The sequence below is a fragment of the Pseudomonas sp. TH49 genome (genome assembly GCF_016650625.1).
Taxonomy (GTDB): domain Bacteria; phylum Pseudomonadota; class Gammaproteobacteria; order Pseudomonadales; family Pseudomonadaceae; genus Aquipseudomonas; species Aquipseudomonas fluorescens_H.
In genome coordinates, this window is record NZ_JAEKFL010000001.1 from 3626115 (window position 1) to 3642937 (window position 16823).

The following is a 16823-nucleotide window of genomic DNA, read 5'->3' on the forward strand; positions in this document are numbered from 1 at the left end:
GCTCGCGAAAGCGTCAGTGAATTCAACACAAATAAACCGGCATATTCACGTACATATCCAGGGTTGACGATCAACAACCGGCAGCTCAGTCTGCCGGTTCTCTTTTTTGTCGCGGGGGTGGTCGATGCCTTTCTTCACGGTTGACGGACAAGCGCTGCACTACATTGATCAAGGCACCGGCCCGGCCGTGTTGCTGGCGGGCAGTTATCTGTGGGACACGGCGATGTGGGCACCGCAGATCGCTGCACTGTCGCCGCACTACCGGGTGATTGCCCTGGACCTGTGGGGCCACGGTGAATCCGGGCGCTTGCCGCCAGGCACCACCTCGCTGGATGACATTGCGCGGCAGGTCGAGGCCTTGCTCGATCACCTGCAGATCGAGCAGATAACGCTGGCGGGGCTGTCGGTCGGCGGCATGTGGGGCGTGCGGCTGGCCTTGTCGGCACCGCAGCGGATCAACGGGCTGGTGCTGATGGACACCTACGTCGGCGTCGAGCCTGAGCCAACCCGTCAATACTATTTCTCGCTGTTCAAGCAGATCGAGGAAAGCGGCGAGATTGCGCCACAGTTGCTCGACATCGTAGTGCCGATCTTCTTCCGTCCGGGCATCGATCCGCAGTCGCCGCTGTATCAGGACTTCCGCGCCAAACTGGCGGCCTACACCACGGATCGCCTGCGCGAAAGCATTGTGCCGATGGGCCGAATCACGTTCAGCCGTGATGACCTGTTGCCGCGTCTGGGCGAGCTGAACGCCGCGACCACCCTGGTGCTGTGCGGCGACCAGGACAAACCACGACCGCCCTCAGAGGCTCAGGAAATGGCCGAACTGATCGGTTGCCCGTGGGTGCTGGTGCCGGAGGCGGGGCATATCTCCAGTCTGGAGAATCCGCAGTTTGTGAACGAGGTGTTGTTTACTTTTTTGGCTGAGCGCAACCGTTAAACCGTGTCATCGTTCTTTTCGCGAGCAAGCCCGCTCCCACAGTGACCGCGGTGATCCCTGTGGGAGCGGGCTTGCTCGCGAAGAGGCCCGATCAGGCAATAAAGAAGCCGGACTCACTTTGGTCCGAGAATCTTCGCCAGTTTCTCCGGCGAAGGTGCCCCTTGCTGCTGTTGCAGCTCACCCTTGTCATCCATGTAGAAAATCGCCGGAGTCGCCTGCAATTCCAGGTCTTCCATCAACTGCATGTTCGCCGCGAGTTTGGTCTGCACTGCCGCCGGGATGTCTTTCAAGGGTTTGAGTGTGCTGGCCTTGCCAGCCTTCTCATGGTCTTCCAGGGCCTTGGCCGGATCTTTCGCGGCCAGCAGTGCAGCGGATTTGGCCGGGCTGTCTTCGCGGATGATCCCGACCATGATGTGCCGCAGTTGTACCTTGCCGGCCTTGACCCATGGCCGCGCCTGTTCCCAGAACATGTTGCAGTACGGGCAGTTCGGATCGCTGAACAGGTACACGGTGCGCGGTGCATCCTTGTTGCCGTCCTGAATCCAGTTGCTGGCTTCGAACTTGCCCCAGATTTCCTTGGCCATCGGCGCGTAGACCAGTTTCTGCAACGGCTCACTGCTCAAGTCCTTGCCGTCGGCGTCGTACAGATTGCCGAGCAAGACGTGCTGGCCGTCCGGTGTCAGGTACAGCGCCATGCCACGGTTCTGGTACTGCGCCGCATAACCGCGCAAGCCGTCCGGCGCGTCGAACTGGCCGACGATTTTCGCGCCCTTGGCTTCGATCTGCTTGATCGCGGCGGGCAATTCTTCGGCGGCCTGAACCGACGGCAGGTGCAGCAGGGCAGTGCCCAGAGTCAACGTCAGCAGGTGGCGGAGGCGGGGCATGGCAGTTTCCTTGCAGAGGTGGCCGGTGCGGCGGTTGGATTCGGGATGTCGAAGTTTTCCAGGGCGCGGGCCAGGCTGGCGTTCGACAGTTCGCCCAGGTGGCTGCTCAGCAAGCGACCGTCAGGGCTATAGAACAGCGTAGTCGGCAGCGCCATGGAACCCACGGCTTGACCCAGTCGGCCGCTGCGGTCGAACAGTACGTTGTTCAGGCTCAGGCCCTGGGTTTCGAGGAAGGTGGCAACGCTTTGCATGCTTTCGGCCTGATTGACGAACAGAAAGGTCAGGTCCGGGCGTTGTTGTTGAGCGTTTTCCAGCACCGGCATTTCACGCCGGCAGGGCGGGCACCAGGTTGCCCAAAGGTTGATCACCAGTGGGCCGCCCTGATAGTCGCTGAGCTGGATGGTTTCACCGGCGGCGTTACGCAGGGTGATTTCCGGCAGGCGCGTGCCTTGCTCGTAGATGTTCAGCGACAGGGTCGCCAGCAGCCAGAACAGCACGCCGCTGGCCACACCAAAACCCAGTGGCCGACGCAGGCCCGGGCGGCGCCAGCCGCGATAAAGTGCAGCCAGCAGCAGTACGATCACCCCCGGCCAGGCGAGGAAACCGCCGTCGCGCAGGTCGATGATCTGCCACGGGTCGTTGCGATAGTGCCCCCAATACAGGGCGACGAACGCCACGCGCGCCGCAAGTATGCCCAACAGGAACAGGCTGAACAGCGCCGACTCGGGGTTATCACCGCCACGCTTGGCCACCCGCCAGCCGACAAAGGTCGCCAGCGCCAAGGCACTGATCAGCAGCAGGTGGTTAAGCGCGATGGCGAAGGTGCCGAGGGTGAACGTCAGCATCAGTTGGCGTCTCGAGTGGTGGTCCAGCGTTGCAGGAATGTATCGGCATCGACCTCGCCGGTGATGCGCTGGCTACGCCGTTCTTCGCCGTCGGCGCCAATCCAGACAAAACTCGGTGGCCCTGGGACTTTGTAGCGGCCGAGCAGCTCGCGGCTGGCGGCATTGTCGGCGGTGACGTCGAGGCGCAGCAGGCGCACATCGCTCAGCGCCTGCATGACCTTGTCCTTGCCGAACACCTGTTTCTCCATGACTTTGCATGACACACACCAGTCGGCGTAGTAATCGAGCAGCACCCATTGGCCCTGAGCCTTGGCGCTATCCAGTTCGCGTTGCAGGGCTGCGGGATCCTTGATCGTGGTGAACGCCTCATGTCCGCTCGGCGTGGCGCTGGCGACCCGGCCGGCGCTGTACACCTGCAACGGCTGATACGGGTCGTCACTGCCACCGGCAGCACCAATTAGCAGCAGACTGCCCCACAGACCGAGCAGCAACGAACTGGCACCGAACACCTGGGCGACCCGGCCGAAGCCTTCCGATTGCTTCCAGGCACAGAACGCGGCGATCAGCAGCAGCGCGCCGCACAGGCCCAGCCACAACGAAGCGTCCAGCACCGGGCGCAACATCAGCAGTGCAGTGGCCAGGAACAGGAAACCGAAGATGCCCTTGAGCAGATTCATCCACGCGCCAGGTTTCGGCAGGAAGCGATTGCCCACGGTCACCAGCAGCAACAGCGGCACCCCGATACCGATGCCCAGCGCAAACAGAATCAAGCCACCGTGCAGCGCATTGCCGCTTTGCGCGATGTACAACAAAGCGCCGGCCAGTGGCGCGGTCATGCACGGGCCAACCAGCAGACCGGACAACGCACCGAGTACACCGGCACCGATCAGGCTGCCACCGCTGCGACTGCGCGAGGCGTGCTCAAGGCGATCCCGCAGGGCCACCGGCAACTGCAATTCAAAGAAGCCGAACATCGGCAGTGCCAGCACCACAAACACTGCGGCAAACGCACCCAGCAGCCACGGATTTTGCAGCCATGCCTGCAGGTTGGCGCCGAGCAGGGCGGCGATCACCCCCATCGCCGCATACACCAGTGCCATGCAGATCACATAACTGCTGGCCAGGGCGAAACCGCGGCGCGGGGTGGCACCGCTACCGACAATCATGCCCGCCAGAATCGGCAGCATCGGCAACGAACATGGGGTAAACGCGAGCAACAGGCCGAGGCCGAAGAACACCAGCAGGCTCCAGCCCAGCGCCCGTTGTTGCAGGCTGCTGGCCAAGGCCTGATCCGGCGCTTCGGCACTGGCTGTCGGCGTCGCTTTGCCGCCCAGATCGATGACCCGGGTCTGCGGCGGATAACACAGGCCGGCATCGGCGCAGCCCTGGTAACTGACCTTGATCTGACCGCTGGCCGAGGCCGGGACTTTGACTTCCAGCCCCTGGCGATACACCGGTTGTTCACCGAAGAACTCGTCACTGTGCGACTCGCCCTCGGGCAATGCCGGCTGTTGCTCGGGCGGCAAACCGTCGAATTTCAGACGTTTCTGGTACAGGTAATAGCCGTCGGTGATTTGCCAGAACAGCTGGGTTTCCCCGGATTCAAGGCGTTCGGAAGTCAGCACGAAGGCTTTGTCGACCGGCAGGAACTCCGGTTTGGTCTCGAATGGATTGTTCCCGGCCTGGGCCAGGCCGGAAATCAGCAGTGCAAACAAAAGAAAAAAATGACGCATGGAGGAGCCTTGTCCCTGTGCAAGTGTGGGCACCATGGTGGATGGCGATTAACCGATGATTAACCGCCCCGCACGCTGTCCGATGGACGGCCCGAAGCAGATGCGCTGATGCCTGCAAAAGGTCTCGGTTTATCAGCAACCCGGGCCAGCGGATTTCGGAGATTGTATACGCGCCACATGTTTTTTTCGCGTCTTGATCATATCGGCGGGCCGGTTGTCATTCAGATAAACATAAAGACAAGATTTCGTATCTCGGAGTTATTCGTTGCCGCTGACATCTTGCTGTTTGCCAATGGCTCAACTTCGCTTGATAAAGCTTATTAATATGATTGCGGGTTTGACTGTTCTGGCGGGTAGGGACAAGGTGCGTAGTATTGTTGGCGATTAATCGATGCTTAATCGCCAACAATCATTCACTTGAAAAAAGTGTTTTCAGCCGCGCAGCAGTCCTGGCCAGGATTCGTCGTCAATCTGGATGGGATCGGACTCAACCTGATTTTCCTGAATGTTGTAGCGGATGTATTCATCCTTGTCCAAGAACAGATACCAGTAACTGTCCGCCAGCGTACGATCGTTTTGCGCACCCGTCATGATTCGGTCCTGATACTGGGCCAACCCAGGCCATGTTTCATCATTAATGGTTTCTTCGACAAGTGTCTCATAACCAAAATCAAGCCTGAGCGCCTTGCCGTTGTCCATCAGGAAACGGAACAACTGTGCTCGGCCCGGTATGGTTTGCCACCACGTTCCTGCAATGATCCGGTCGAAGTAAGGCACAAGTTTATGCCAGCGTGATTCCTGAACTGGAACCGTGCTGATGCAGCGTTCATCGTCCTGATCATATTTGGTGACATAGGGAGTGAGTCGATCCTCTCCATAATGAAATAGCCACAGGATGTCTCCGTCTATCCTGTCAGTGTCGAGTCCAGTGGTCGTAAAACCAAACCGCAACTGATAGGCGTCATGAAAGTCATCCCAATTTCCGGATACCTCCAAAGGATATTTTTCAGGTACTTTGTTTTCTGCCAGGCTGAAGCGCGAGTATATGTTGTAGTGCGTGAAAAAGAAGTAAATCTGGTCTTTGCCTGAGCGCCAGTCAACAGCGACGGACTTTCCTAATCGAGACATGTTTAGTCCTTTAGTGGTTGTTGTAAAAAGCGTTGTTGTTAATCGTGTGCAGTCGATGTTAGTTGCACAGCTTGATTTTTAATATGCCCGGTATGTTTCAATTTGAAAGTTGCGCCTGGCGGTTGTCGATCAGATTGGAACGCAGGTAGATGACCTGACTCTTTACCTGACGTACTGCGGCGATGGGGCGGCTACGCAGCGTTTCTCTCGTTAAACGGTACACTTGGCATAACTGCGGCTTAATCTTCGGCTGCTTGAATGGCGTTTTTGCTCATGGAGCCCCCATGCACGTACTGGTTTGTGAAGACGATGAACTGATCGCCAGCGGTATCGTGGCCGGTCTCACGGCGCAGGGCCTGACGGTCGAGCACGTCAACACCGCCTCGAAAGCACGGGCGATGCTCAAGGTCGCCGAATTCGACGTGATGGTGCTCGATCTCGGTCTGCCTGACGAAGATGGCCTCAAGTTGCTGCAACAATTGCGTCAGCAGGGTCTGGAAATTCCGGTGCTGATCCTGACCGCGCGCGACTCGGTCACCGATCGGGTCGATGGCCTGCAGGCCGGGGCTGACGATTACCTGCTCAAACCGTTCGATTTGCGGGAGCTGTTCGCCCGTCTGCAAACCCTGTTGCGCCGGGTCGCCGGACGCAGCGTCAACCTGATTGAACACGGTGCGCTGACCTACGATCCGAGCAGCCGTGAAACTACGCTGGCCGGAAAACCGGTGGAATTGTCGCGTCGCGAGCAATCGCTGTTGCAGGCGCTGTTGCACAACCGTGGCCGGGTGCTGTCCACCGAGCAGTTGAAGGACAGCGTCTATGGCTTCAATGACGAGCTGGAAAGTAATGCGCTGAACGTGCACATCCATCACCTGCGCAGCAAGCTCGGCAAGGGTATTGTCGAAACCGTGCGCGGTCTGGGTTATCGCCTCGGGCCGGCCGATGGTGGAGAACAACAGAAGTGATGAGTCTGCGTCTGCGCCTGAGTCTGACCCTCGGCGCCGCCTTCGCCCTGATCTGGGCGCTGGCCGCGGCCTGGATGCTCAGCGACTTGCGCAATCAGATGATGTTTTCCCTCGACCAGCGTCTGGTAGCCTCGGCGCGCATGGTCGCCGGGTTGCTGGAGCAATTGCCGGCGCTGCCGAGCAAGGGCGAGGGCACCCATTTCAGTGCCGAACAATTGAACATTCCCGGCGGCATGGCCTGTCAGGTCAGTTCGCTGCGCGGAGAGATTCTGGCCCGCAGCCACAGTAGCCCCGAGCAAACCCTGGAAGCGGAAAAAATGGGCTTCCACGACCAGATGATTGACGGCGCGCCGTGGCGCAGTTTCACCCTGGCCCGGGGCGATGTGCGGATCACCACCGCCGATCGGCAGATCGAGCGCGAAGCCCTGAACATGTCGATCCTGCTGGCGGCTTCGGTGCCGGTCGGCGTGGCATTGCTCGGTTGTCTGTGCCTGTTGTGGCTGGGTATCGGCCAGGGCCTGGCGCCGCTCAATCGACTGCGCGAAGCCTTGATGCGACGGAATGCCGACTCGCTTGAGCCGTTGCAGTTGCAGTCGTTTCCCAGCGAGCTGAAACCCTTGCTCGATACGCAGAACCAGCTGTTCCAGCGCATCGGCAAGACCATCGAGCGTGAACGCCGCCTGACCGGTGACGCCGCCCACGAACTGCGCAGCCCGCTGACGGCGATCAAGACCCACCTGCAGGTGGCGCGCATGACCGAAGGCAGCGCCCGCGATCAGTCGCTGGCGCGGGCCGAGGAGGGCGCCGACCGCATGCACCGCACGCTGGAGCAATTGCTCTTGCTGGCGCGGGTCGAGGGCAGTCTGTCGTTCGACGACGGTGTGCAGTGCAGCGCCGAGCAGGTGGCGAAACTGGCGATGCAGGATGCGGCCGGCGGTGAGCGTCAACGCATCAAGCTGCAATTGCCCAAGCAGCTCTCCAGTGCGCCGGTGCAAATGCCGGCGGTGCTGTCGATTGCCGCGCTGCGCAATCTGCTCGACAACGCCCTGCGCCATACCCCGGCGGACGCTAGCGTGGAATTGAGTCTGGAAACCGTCGGCCAGCGCGCACGCTTTGTGGTACGCGACCATGGGCCGGGTATCGCCGCCGATGATTTGCAGCACCTGACCCAACGTTTCTGGCGCAACGGCCAGAGCACCGGCTGCGGCCTCGGCCTGGCCATCGTGCAAGCCATCGTCCAGCGCTGCGCTTGCTCCCTGCATTTCGACAGCCGCCCGGATGGCTTGCGGGTGGAACTGACGATGCCGCTGCAACCTGCCTGAACCACCAAAAATCCCCTGTGGGAGCGGGCTTGCTCGCGAAGGCGTCCGGTCAGTCGATAGGTTGCTGACTGGCACGCCGCCTTCGCGAGCAAGCCCGCTCCCACAATTGGGATTTGTGGTGGGGCACATCAAATGTAACGTCTGTGCATTGGTGATTCGCCGGCCCTGGCGTTAAGGTCGGGGCTGCTCTGACTCAATGGATTGAGGGAACGCGCCATGGAAGCACCGATCTGCATTTGCCCGGCCAGGCCGGCCGACGCCGGCCTTATCAGCCGCATCATCGAGCGCTCGATCCGCGTCGGTTGTGCGCTCGACCACCGCAACGACCCGCAACTGCTCAGCCGCTGGATTGACCTACAGTCCGCCGACGTCATCAGTGCGCACCTTGCCGATCCGCATTTCTATTTGAACATCGCCTTGCTGCAGGACAAGCCGGTGGGCGTCGGCATGGCGGCGGGCAGCGGCGACATCGGCTTTTGCCATGTGCAGCCGGAATGGTTTCGCCGTGGTGCAGGGCGCGCTCTGATGACTGATCTTGAAGGTTGGCTGCGGATTCGTGGCGTGCCACAGGTGAGCGTTTCCAGCACCCGTATCGGTGCGGCTTTTTATCGGCATCTGGGTTACCGCGAGACGGCGCTGGCCTTCACCGACCAGGGCCTGCACCGCGTTGCAATGCACAAGCCATTGGCGGTGCCCGACTGACAACTCGATCTGGGGTCTAAATCCTCGCCCCGCTTAAGCGTTTCCAGAACAGGAAAACCTGCATGTGCGCCCCGCGACCGGAACGCGCACCTGTGCGGTGTGCTGTTTTGGTCACTATCCATAGCGTATTGAGGGGTCGAGAGATGTCAGTCGCCACCAGCCTTATCGAAGAGTCGTCGGCCCGGATCACCTCCGCGCCGGCCGAAACCCTGTATCAGTTCAACGAGTCGCCACTGCTGGCCCGGCAGAGTCAGCAGGAATCCAATGCCCGCAGCTATCCGCGGCGCATTCCGCTGGCGCTCAAACGTGCCAAGGGCCTGTATGTCGAAGATGTTGAGGGCCGTACGTTCATCGATTGCCTGGCCGGTGCCGGCACCCTCGCGCTGGGGCACAACCACCCGGTGGTGATCGAGGCGATTCAGCAAGTGCTGGCCGATGAACTGCCGCTGCACACCCTCGACCTGACCACACCGGTCAAGGATCAGTTCGTCCAGGACCTGTTCGGGCTCCTGCCGCCGGCATTGGCGGCCGAGGCGAAAATCCAGTTCTGCGGCCCGACCGGCACCGATGCGGTGGAAGCCGCATTGAAACTGGTGCGCACCGCCACCGGGCGCAGCACCGTGCTGTCGTTCTCCGGCGGTTATCACGGCATGAGCCAGGGTGCGCTGAGTCTGATGGGCAGCCTGGGGCCGAAGAAACCACTGGGTGCCTTGCTCAGCAACGGCGTGCAGTTCATGCCATTCCCGTATGACTACCGCTGTCCGTTCGGCCTCGGCGGCGCGGCCGGGGTGAAAGCCAACCTGAGTTATCTGGAAAATCTGCTCAACGATCCTGAAGCCGGCGTGCAGTTGCCGGCGGCGGTGATCGTCGAAGCGGTGCAGGGCGAGGGCGGGGTGATCCCGGCCGATATCGAGTGGCTGCGTGGCTTGCGCCGGATCACCGAGAAGGCTGGCGTGGCGCTGATCGTCGATGAGATCCAGAGCGGTTTCGCCCGTACCGGCAAGATGTTTGCCTTCGAACACGCCGGCATTGTCCCGGACGTGGTGGTGTTGTCCAAAGCCATCGGCGGCAGCCTGCCGCTCGCGGTAGTGGTCTATCGTGACTGGCTCGACACTTGGCAGCCGGGCGCCCACGCCGGCACGTTCCGTGGCAACCAGATGGCGATGGCGGCCGGTTCGGCGGTGATGCGTTATCTGCTCGAACACAAGGTCTGCGAACACGCCGCCGCCATGGGCGAGCGTCTGAGCGAACATCTGCGGATCCTGCAACGCGACTTCCCGCAACTGGGCGATATTCGTGGTCGTGGCTTGATGCTGGGCGTTGAGCTGGTTGACCCGAACGGCGCGCCGGACGCCCTCGGTCATCCGCCGGCATTCGCGCGCCTGGCACCGCTGGTGCAGCGTGAATGCCTCAAGCGTGGGCTGATTCTGGAGCTGGGCGGCCGGCATGGTGCGGTGGTGCGCTTCCTGCCGCCGCTGGTGATCACCGCTGCCGAAATCGATCGTGTCGCCGAGATCTTCGGCCGCGCCTTGGCTGCCGTCACCGCCGCCGAGTAAATTTTTCGCAGCGTCGAACGTTCTATCTACATACCCGGCTGCACCCCAGGTGCAGCCTACCCTTACACCGATGGAGAACCAGCATGACGTCAGTATTCGACCGCGAGGACATCCTCTTTCAGGTCGTGGTCAACCACGAAGAGCAATACTCGATCTGGCCGGATTACAAAGCCGTGCCGGAAGGCTGGCGCACCGTGGGCAAGAGCGGCCTGAAGAAGGAATGCCTGGCCTACATTGAAGAAGTCTGGACCGACATGCGTCCGCTGAGCCTGCGTCAGAAGATGGAAGGGCAGGCGGCGGCTCAGTAATTTATCCGCCAAAAACAAACCCGCTGGACTGGTGACAGGCAGCGGGTTTTTTCATGGCTGGCATTTGTGTTGCCTGGCAGTGCCTCATCGCGAGCAGGCTCACTCCTACATTTGAAATGCATTCCCCTGTGGGAGCGGGCTTGCTCGCGAAGAACGATAACGCGGTATTACTGAAACTACGCCCCGCTCAAGCCCTTGAGCAGCAAATCCACATTCCCCTCCAGCTCCGCCACCGGATCCGCCGCGTCGGTACTCAACACCAGCAGATGACTCCCCGAGGCGGCAATTGCTGCTTTCACTGCCTTCGATGGCTGGCGATGATGCAGCACCAGCGCCACGTCGTTGTCCTTCAGCGTCGCCGTGAGTTTCTTCAGATCTTCGGCTGTCCACTCGGCATCTGCTCGTGCGTCCTGACCGATCAGCTCCAGATTCAGGCTGCCGATCAGGTAACCGAAGTGATCGCTTAGGGTCATCACGCTCAGGTTGTCAGCCTCGGCCAGGCGCGCTTCGCTGTCGGCGCTGAGCTTGAGCAGGCGCTGTTTCAGTGCCGCCAGATTGGCCTCGATCTTCGGCTTGGCGGACGGCGCCAGACGCACCAGGTCCGCCGCGATCACGTCGGCCATCCGCCCCATGTTGTTGCTCGCCAGCCATGGCTGACTGTTCAAACCATCGACCTTCAGCCCCGGCTGCAAGGCAATCCCCGGCAGGGCGCCGTCGACCGGACGTGCCGCATCGACTTCAACGATGCGAATGTTGCTGCGCCGCGCGATCGGGTACAGCGGATCATCGGCCCACAGCGAGCGCACGCCGATCACCGCGTCGGCATTGCTCGCCAGTTTGCCCAGCGCCGGAGCGCCGCGACCGGTGAAGTATGCGGTCTGACGGCTGCCCGGCAGATTCGCCGGAGCTGCGCGCTCGAGGCTGACGTCAGTGCCCTTGAGCAGCACTTCGCCCAGACCGTAAGTGATGGGCAACGAGGCCAGCACGCGCAGCGGTTCAGGGTTTTCAGCCGCCATCAGCGGGCTGCCGACCACGCCGCACAGGGCCATGGCCAGGGTCAGTTTTCGCAGTGAGAAAGTCATTTATCCAAGGTTCCCTTTCAGACTCGGGACGACCCCGCGCGCAATGGCGGCGAGGGCGAAGGCAATGCCGGCGACCAGGATGATCGCGGCGCCGGAGGGGATCGGCAGATCGAAGACGATCGGCGCGAGAATCCCGCATAGCGTGCTGACGGTGGCAATCAGCACCGAACACCAGAAGAAGCCCTTGAGCGACTGGCTCAGTAACCGCGCTGCCGCCGCCGGAATCACCAGCAACGCGCCGACCAGAATCGCGCCGATGACCTTCACCGCCGCGACGGTGATCAGCGTCACCAGAATCACGAACAGGTAATCCAGGGTCTTCACCGCCACGCCGCGCACCGCTGCCAGTTGCGGGTTGAAACTGGCGAGCATGATCCGGTTGTACAACGGCAGCGCCAGCGCCATGACCAGCGAACCGACGATGGCCAGCACCAGCAGATCGTTGCCGTTGACGGTGAGCACCGAACCGAACAGCACGTTCTCCAGAATGTGCACGTTGATCTTGCCGGCCAGAATCAACAGCAGGCTCGCGCCGAGGGCCAGCGATACCGAGAGGAACACGCCGATCAGGGTGTCCGGCGCCAGGCCGGTGCGGTTGCGCAGGTAGTTGAGCAGGATGCCGAACAGCAGGCAGTAACCGAACAGGCTGCCGTACGGCCCGGTGTAGGGTTCGCCAAGCAGAATGCCGATGGCCACACCGGTCAGCGCCGCGTGCCCGACCGCTTCGGAGAAAAACGCAAAGCGCTTGACCACCACCAGCGTGCCGAGGCCACCGAGCACCGGGCCGATCAACAGGCCGGCAAGCAGCGCGTTGACTACAAATCCGTAGGCCAGCGCCTCCGGCAGGTAACCGGACGACGCCCAGCCCTGAACCATCAAACGAAAGGCTTCGTAACTCATCAGACCGCGCTCCGTGGATGGGTGGAAAACAGACTCAACAGGCGTTCCGGAGTCAGCGCCTGTTGCGGCGTAGCGTCGAACAGCACGCGGCGGTTGAGACCGGTGACTCGGTCGGCCAGACGCTTGACCGCTTCCAGATCGTGCTCGATCCACAGCACGGTGATGCCGGCCGCGCGCCAGTCGCCGAGCAGGCGTTCGAACACCTGGATCCCGGCTTCGTCGAGGGCAGACATCGGCTCATCCAGCACCAGCAATTGCGGGGCCGGGATCAAGCCTTGCGCGAGCAACACGCGCTGACGTTCGCCACCGGACAACGCGCCCATGCGCCGCTTGCGTTTGTCCTGCATGCCGACCCGTTCCAGCGCCTCGCCGATGGCGTTGGCGTAGTGCTTGCTCAAGCCGAGAAACGCCGGTCGGCGCTGGCACATGGCGGCCATGAAATCGTCGACGGTCATTGGCAGGCCGCGATCGAATTCCAGCGCCTGCGGCACATAACCGATGGTGCCGGGTTGGCCGGGCCAGTGCAGGCTCAGTTGACCCTGATGCGGCATCTGCCCGAGCAGGGTCTTGATCAGCGAACTCTTGCCGCCGCCGTTGGGGCCGACCAGCGCGTGCACGTGGCCGGGTTGGACCTGGAAGGTGACGTTGTCGAGAATCGTGGTGCGCCCGAGGGTCAGAGAGACTTCCGCAAAATCCAGAGTCGGCCCATTTACCCCTTGTGGGAGCGGGCTTGCTCGCGAATGCGGTGTGTCATTCGATAAAGATGTTGGCTGACCCGGCGCCTTCGCGAGCAAGCCCGCTCCCACAGGGGGTGGCGGGGTGTCAGAGAGGGTTTCTTTTGCCGTCATGCCCCGGACTCCTGAATCGCCCGCACCACGGTGTCGAGGTTGCCGGTCATTTCCTTTTCGTACTTGTCGGCGGTGTATTCGCCGTAGGAAATGTGCGACAGCGGATACAGCTTCACCCCCGACTCTCGCTGGATGGTTTCGACGTAGGTGGAGGGGAAATCCATCTCGGAGAAGATCACCTTGACGTCGAGTTCGCGCAGTTGATCGATGGTCTTTTTCAACTGGCTCGGGCTGGGTTCGATGCCGTGGGCCGGCTCGACCACGGCCGTCACTTCCAGGCCGAATTCGCGCAGCAGATAGTCGTAGGCCGCATGCACCGTGGCCACACGCAGTTCGGCGTTGGGCGCCTGGGTCAGTTTGGCCAGCGCATCGGCGCGCATCTGCCGCAGGCGTTTGCCGTAGGCGCGGGCGTTCTGGGTGTAGGTCTTGGCGTTGTCCGGATCGAGTTTGCCCAGCTCGCGGGCGATGTTGTTGACCTGGGCAATCGAGGCGCTGATCGACAGGAACGTGTGCGGGTTGACCACTTTGCCGGCGCCGCGCGCAGCGGTTCCGGTGGCGGCCAGCAGCGGCACGTTTTCGTTGGCTTCGATGGTCTTGATGTTCGGCGTTTCGCTGGCGGCGATCATCCGGTCGGCGAAATCGTCATGGCCGACACCGTTGAGCACGATCACATCCAGGCCGCTGATGCGCTTGATGTCTTCGGCGCGCGGCTCATAGGCGTGCGGGTTGAACCCGGCGGGAATCAGCGGCACCACATCGGCCTTGTCGCCGACGATGTTCGCCACATAGCTGTAATACGGGTGCAGGGTGATGCCGATGCGCAGGCGTTTGCCCGGTTCGGCACTGGCCAGTGGGCTCAGCAGGCACGCGCACAGGCCTATCAGCAGAGTGCGCAGGAGGGGACGGCGAGTCAGTGAAATAAGCATGGGCAAGCGGTCTTCTCTCGGGTGAAGGCGAAGGTTCAGTGGCGATGTTCGCGGGTCACGCCGGCATCGAACTGCGCGACGATCTGTTTCCAGCCGGCGGCGGACAGCGCTGCGTCGGTCAGCTCGGCAGGCGTTTGCAGATCGGCGTCGCGGTTAAGCCAGATGTCCGGCGCGGCACTGGCGTCGGCGCTCAGCAACATCACGAACGAACCGGCGACGGCGGGCGACTGGCTGTGGCCGTAATAGGCGCTGTCCGCCAGTAACTGCCAGGCATGGCCGCCACGGCTGACCGAGCTGGCGTCCTGAGCGAACGGGGCGAAACCTTCCTCGGCCAGATTTTGCGGAGTCGGCAGGCTTTGCTGCTCTTCACGCAGCAGGCGGATCTCGTCGAGGGTCACCCGCAGGTCGGCATAGATGCCTTGCTCGGCGGCACTCAGGTCGCGCCGTGCATCGAGTTGATGGCTGGAAACCGGCTCCGGCTCATGGGACACCCCGCGCCATGCCACCACTGATCCGGCGACGGCAAGGATCAGCAAACACAAGATCAGGACATTCAGGGTTTCATGCCCGGCGCCGGCCGGACGTACGACTTGGGTGGTGGGCGTGCTCATGGGGCCTCGATGTCGGCTTGGTCGATTTCCACGACGTGCCCGGGGCCGGCGTCGAACAGCACATAAAACTCGGCCGCCGGTTTCTTGAAGGTCAGGCTCGAATCGGCGCCGAGCTTGCCCGGCACCAGAATGGTTTCGTCGTAACCGATCACGTCCAGGGTCACCCCCGGCGCGCCGCTGCCATCGGAAAAGCCGCCGGTGCATTTGATCTGCTCGGCGTCGACGGCTTTGCATTCGCACATCGGGTTATGGGCCAGGGCGCCGGCGCTGAAGCCTGCGCACAGCATCAGCAACGCGGCGCGCAACCGCAGACGGGAAGGGCGTTGAACGCAGTTCATGGTTTGGCTCCTTGTTGGTTCAGCCAGGCGAGGGTCGCGGGGGAGGCCTGGCTCAGGGGAATCGAGGCCTGATGCATGCTGCCGTCCCAGCCTTCCATGGTGATCCACAGTTCGGCGTCGGGACGGGTCTTTTCCGGAATCGGCATTTGTGTGCCCATGCGGTACGGCGTACCGAAGAAGATAGTGCCAGCGGCGCGCAGGCTGCGCGGCTTGCCGATGCGCAGGTAGGTAGCCTTGACCTGTTCGATACAGGTATCGCACAGGGCGGCGCTGAAATCCTTCATATAGCCGGCCGGCCCGGTGAGAGTCGGTGCTTCGTTGCGCAATTCGGCCAGTCGCAGGCTCCACGGGCCGACCTGGATGTTGCCAATCTCCCGTTGGCCCAAACCGCTGTCGCCGCGAAACAGCGAGGCATCGGCGAAATATTTGGGCATGAAGCCCAGCGGAATCAGCAGGAGCAGGACGTTGAGGTGAAAGCGCCATTGGTGCCAGAAACGGGCCAGTCGGGAGGGCGGTGTGATCGTGCCGGACTTGCTCACAGGCTCACCTCCGAAGGCACACGGGTACGGGCCGGTTGTGCCTGGATGCGGTTTTTCTTTTCCTCGCGCTTCAGCGCATTGGCGGTGGCCAGCGCCGTGCGCTTGGTCCAGATCAGCAAGCCGCTGAGTACCATCATGCTCAGCAGCAGGCCGAAGAAGAACCAGATCAACTTGATCCAGATACCGCCGAAATCACCCGTGTGCAGCGGTCGCATCGACTCGGTGACAAACTCCAGCGAGGAGCGATCGGACAGCAGGCGGGACGCGGCGATGTCGCCGTTGTACGGATTGAGCGTTGCGGTCTGGAACATCAGCGGATACCAGCCGCGACCGCCGACGCTCATGTGGCTGTAGGCGTTACCTGGAAGGCTGACGAAACTGGCCTCCAGCCCTGGGATCTTCTGCTGGGCGATCTCGACGGCGCGGTCCAGGCTGATACGTGGCGGTGGTGTGCCGGCGGCCGAAATCGGCACGCTCTCCCGGGACATGGCGGGAATGATCGGCTCACTGGAAATGGAGATCTGGTTATCGAACAGGATCGCGCGGATCAGAAACCAGATGCCGGTGATGGAGATCACCGCGATGAACCAGATCGACCAGATGCCGCACAGTCGGTGGAAGTCGCCCCAGAAGATCCGCGCGCCGTGGCGTATGCGCAGGGTCGGGCGCAGAAAACCTTTCCAGAATTTTTTGTAGACCACCAACCCGGTGATCAACGACACCAGCATCGGCACGCCAAGAAACGACACCAGATACCAGCCCCAACTGAAACCGTTGGTGAACGGCACCAGCCACCAGCCGTGCAGGGCGCGGGTGAACGCCTTGAAGTCGAAGCTGGGGGCGGTGCCCTGAATGACTCCGGTGTACGGATTGACATAGACCGTCAGCGAGCGACCGTCCGGGTAGCTGACTTCGACGTCCAGGGCAAAGTGCGACTCATCGGGACGGCTGATGCTTTGTACCAGGGTCTGCGGCTCGGCTTGTTTGATCGCCGCCAGTACCTGGTCGTAACTGAGCAGCGGCGCGTCGTCCGACGGCGGGCTGGCACGCATCTGCGGGTTGGCCAGCCAGACGATTTCCTGGCTGACCACCGCCAGCGTGCCAGTGACACAGACGATCAGGACAAAAAACCAGATCGGCAACGCGAGCCAGCTATGCACCAGGAACCACAGTTTCGAGCGGGATTTCTTTGACAT

The 16823-nt window shown here is 61.8% G+C and carries 18 protein-coding genes; 6 read left to right on the forward strand and 12 right to left on the reverse strand.

Annotation, left to right across the window (positions count from 1 at the left end):
- The first annotated feature begins 124 nt into the window (after positions 1-124).
- Complete coding sequence (locus tag JFU48_RS16465) at positions 125-940, forward strand: alpha/beta fold hydrolase (RefSeq protein WP_103521053.1); 816 nt, start codon at positions 125-127, stop codon at positions 938-940.
- A gap of 113 nt (positions 941-1053) precedes the next feature.
- Here the strand turns inward: JFU48_RS16465 and dsbG are convergent, their stop codons facing one another.
- From dsbG to JFU48_RS16485, 4 genes are all read right to left on the reverse strand, one after another.
- Complete coding sequence (gene dsbG / locus JFU48_RS16470; protein ID WP_201136961.1) at positions 1054-1824, reverse strand: thiol:disulfide interchange protein DsbG; 771 nt, start codon at positions 1822-1824, stop codon at positions 1054-1056.
- Positions 1800-2669 (reverse strand): TlpA disulfide reductase family protein, encoded by an 870-nt coding sequence (locus JFU48_RS16475; RefSeq protein WP_201136962.1) that lies wholly within the window; start codon positions 2667-2669, stop codon positions 1800-1802. Before JFU48_RS16475 ends, dsbG begins: the two co-directional genes overlap by 25 nt.
- Complete coding sequence (gene dsbD / locus JFU48_RS16480) at positions 2669-4402, reverse strand: protein-disulfide reductase DsbD (RefSeq protein ID WP_201136963.1); 1734 nt, start codon at positions 4400-4402, stop codon at positions 2669-2671. The genes JFU48_RS16475 and dsbD overlap by 1 nt, the downstream gene beginning before the upstream one ends.
- A 432-nt stretch (positions 4403-4834) precedes the next feature.
- Positions 4835-5530, reverse strand: coding sequence for a hypothetical protein (locus JFU48_RS16485; protein ID WP_201136964.1), 696 nt, complete (start codon positions 5528-5530; stop codon positions 4835-4837).
- A gap of 284 nt (positions 5531-5814) precedes the next feature.
- On the opposite strand from JFU48_RS16485, the gene JFU48_RS16490 reads away from it, so the two are divergent.
- The 5 genes from JFU48_RS16490 to JFU48_RS16510 all read left to right on the forward strand — a co-directional run bounded on the left by JFU48_RS16490 (position 5815) and on the right by JFU48_RS16510 (position 10383).
- On the forward strand, positions 5815-6495 hold the full coding sequence (locus JFU48_RS16490; RefSeq protein WP_003226669.1) for a response regulator: 681 nt from the start codon (positions 5815-5817) through the stop codon (positions 6493-6495).
- Entirely contained in the window at positions 6495-7817 is a 1323-nt protein-coding gene (locus tag JFU48_RS16495) for an ATP-binding protein (RefSeq protein WP_003226668.1), read from the forward strand. Before JFU48_RS16490 ends, JFU48_RS16495 begins: the two co-directional genes overlap by 1 nt.
- Before the next feature lie 216 nt (positions 7818-8033).
- On the forward strand, positions 8034-8519 hold the full coding sequence (locus JFU48_RS16500; protein ID WP_201136965.1) for a GNAT family N-acetyltransferase: 486 nt from the start codon (positions 8034-8036) through the stop codon (positions 8517-8519).
- Between the two features lie 143 nt (positions 8520-8662).
- Positions 8663-10075: an aspartate aminotransferase family protein gene (locus JFU48_RS16505; RefSeq protein WP_201136966.1), complete on the forward strand. Its 1413-nt coding sequence runs from the start codon at positions 8663-8665 to the stop codon at positions 10073-10075.
- Between the two features lie 83 nt (positions 10076-10158).
- Positions 10159-10383 carry an MbtH family protein gene (locus tag JFU48_RS16510; RefSeq protein WP_003226665.1) on the forward strand — a complete coding sequence of 75 codons (225 nt, stop codon included), beginning with the start codon at positions 10159-10161 and terminating at the stop codon, positions 10381-10383.
- Between the two features lie 176 nt (positions 10384-10559).
- On the opposite strand, the gene JFU48_RS16515 is transcribed toward JFU48_RS16510, so the two are convergent.
- The 8 genes from JFU48_RS16515 to JFU48_RS16550 are packed head-to-tail and all read right to left on the reverse strand — an operon-like array spanning position 10560 to position 16823.
- Positions 10560-11465, reverse strand: a complete 906-nt coding sequence (locus JFU48_RS16515) for a metal ABC transporter substrate-binding protein (RefSeq protein ID WP_201136967.1) — start codon at positions 11463-11465, stop codon at positions 10560-10562.
- Entirely contained in the window at positions 11466-12365 is a 900-nt protein-coding gene (locus JFU48_RS16520) for a metal ABC transporter permease (RefSeq protein ID WP_003226663.1), read from the reverse strand. It lies immediately after the preceding gene.
- The gene (locus JFU48_RS16525) at positions 12365-13213 is read right to left on the reverse strand and encodes a metal ABC transporter ATP-binding protein (RefSeq protein ID WP_242486644.1); all 849 of its coding nucleotides are present in this window, start codon (positions 13211-13213) and stop codon (positions 12365-12367) included. Before JFU48_RS16525 ends, JFU48_RS16520 begins: the two co-directional genes overlap by 1 nt.
- The gene (locus JFU48_RS16530; protein ID WP_103483791.1) at positions 13210-14139 is read right to left on the reverse strand and encodes a metal ABC transporter substrate-binding protein; all 930 of its coding nucleotides are present in this window, start codon (positions 14137-14139) and stop codon (positions 13210-13212) included. Before JFU48_RS16530 ends, JFU48_RS16525 begins: the two co-directional genes overlap by 4 nt.
- 35 nt (positions 14140-14174) lie before the next feature.
- Entirely contained in the window at positions 14175-14750 is a 576-nt protein-coding gene (locus tag JFU48_RS16535) for a DUF6162 family protein (protein WP_201136968.1), read from the reverse strand.
- Positions 14747-15088: a hypothetical protein gene (locus JFU48_RS16540; protein ID WP_003226659.1), complete on the reverse strand. Its 342-nt coding sequence runs from the start codon at positions 15086-15088 to the stop codon at positions 14747-14749. The genes JFU48_RS16535 and JFU48_RS16540 overlap by 4 nt, the downstream gene beginning before the upstream one ends.
- Positions 15085-15627 carry a thiamine pyrophosphate-binding protein gene (locus JFU48_RS16545; protein ID WP_201136969.1) on the reverse strand — a complete coding sequence of 181 codons (543 nt, stop codon included), beginning with the start codon at positions 15625-15627 and terminating at the stop codon, positions 15085-15087. Before JFU48_RS16545 ends, JFU48_RS16540 begins: the two co-directional genes overlap by 4 nt.
- Positions 15624-16823: a PepSY-associated TM helix domain-containing protein gene (locus tag JFU48_RS16550; protein WP_003226657.1), complete on the reverse strand. Its 1200-nt coding sequence runs from the start codon at positions 16821-16823 to the stop codon at positions 15624-15626. The genes JFU48_RS16545 and JFU48_RS16550 overlap by 4 nt, the downstream gene beginning before the upstream one ends.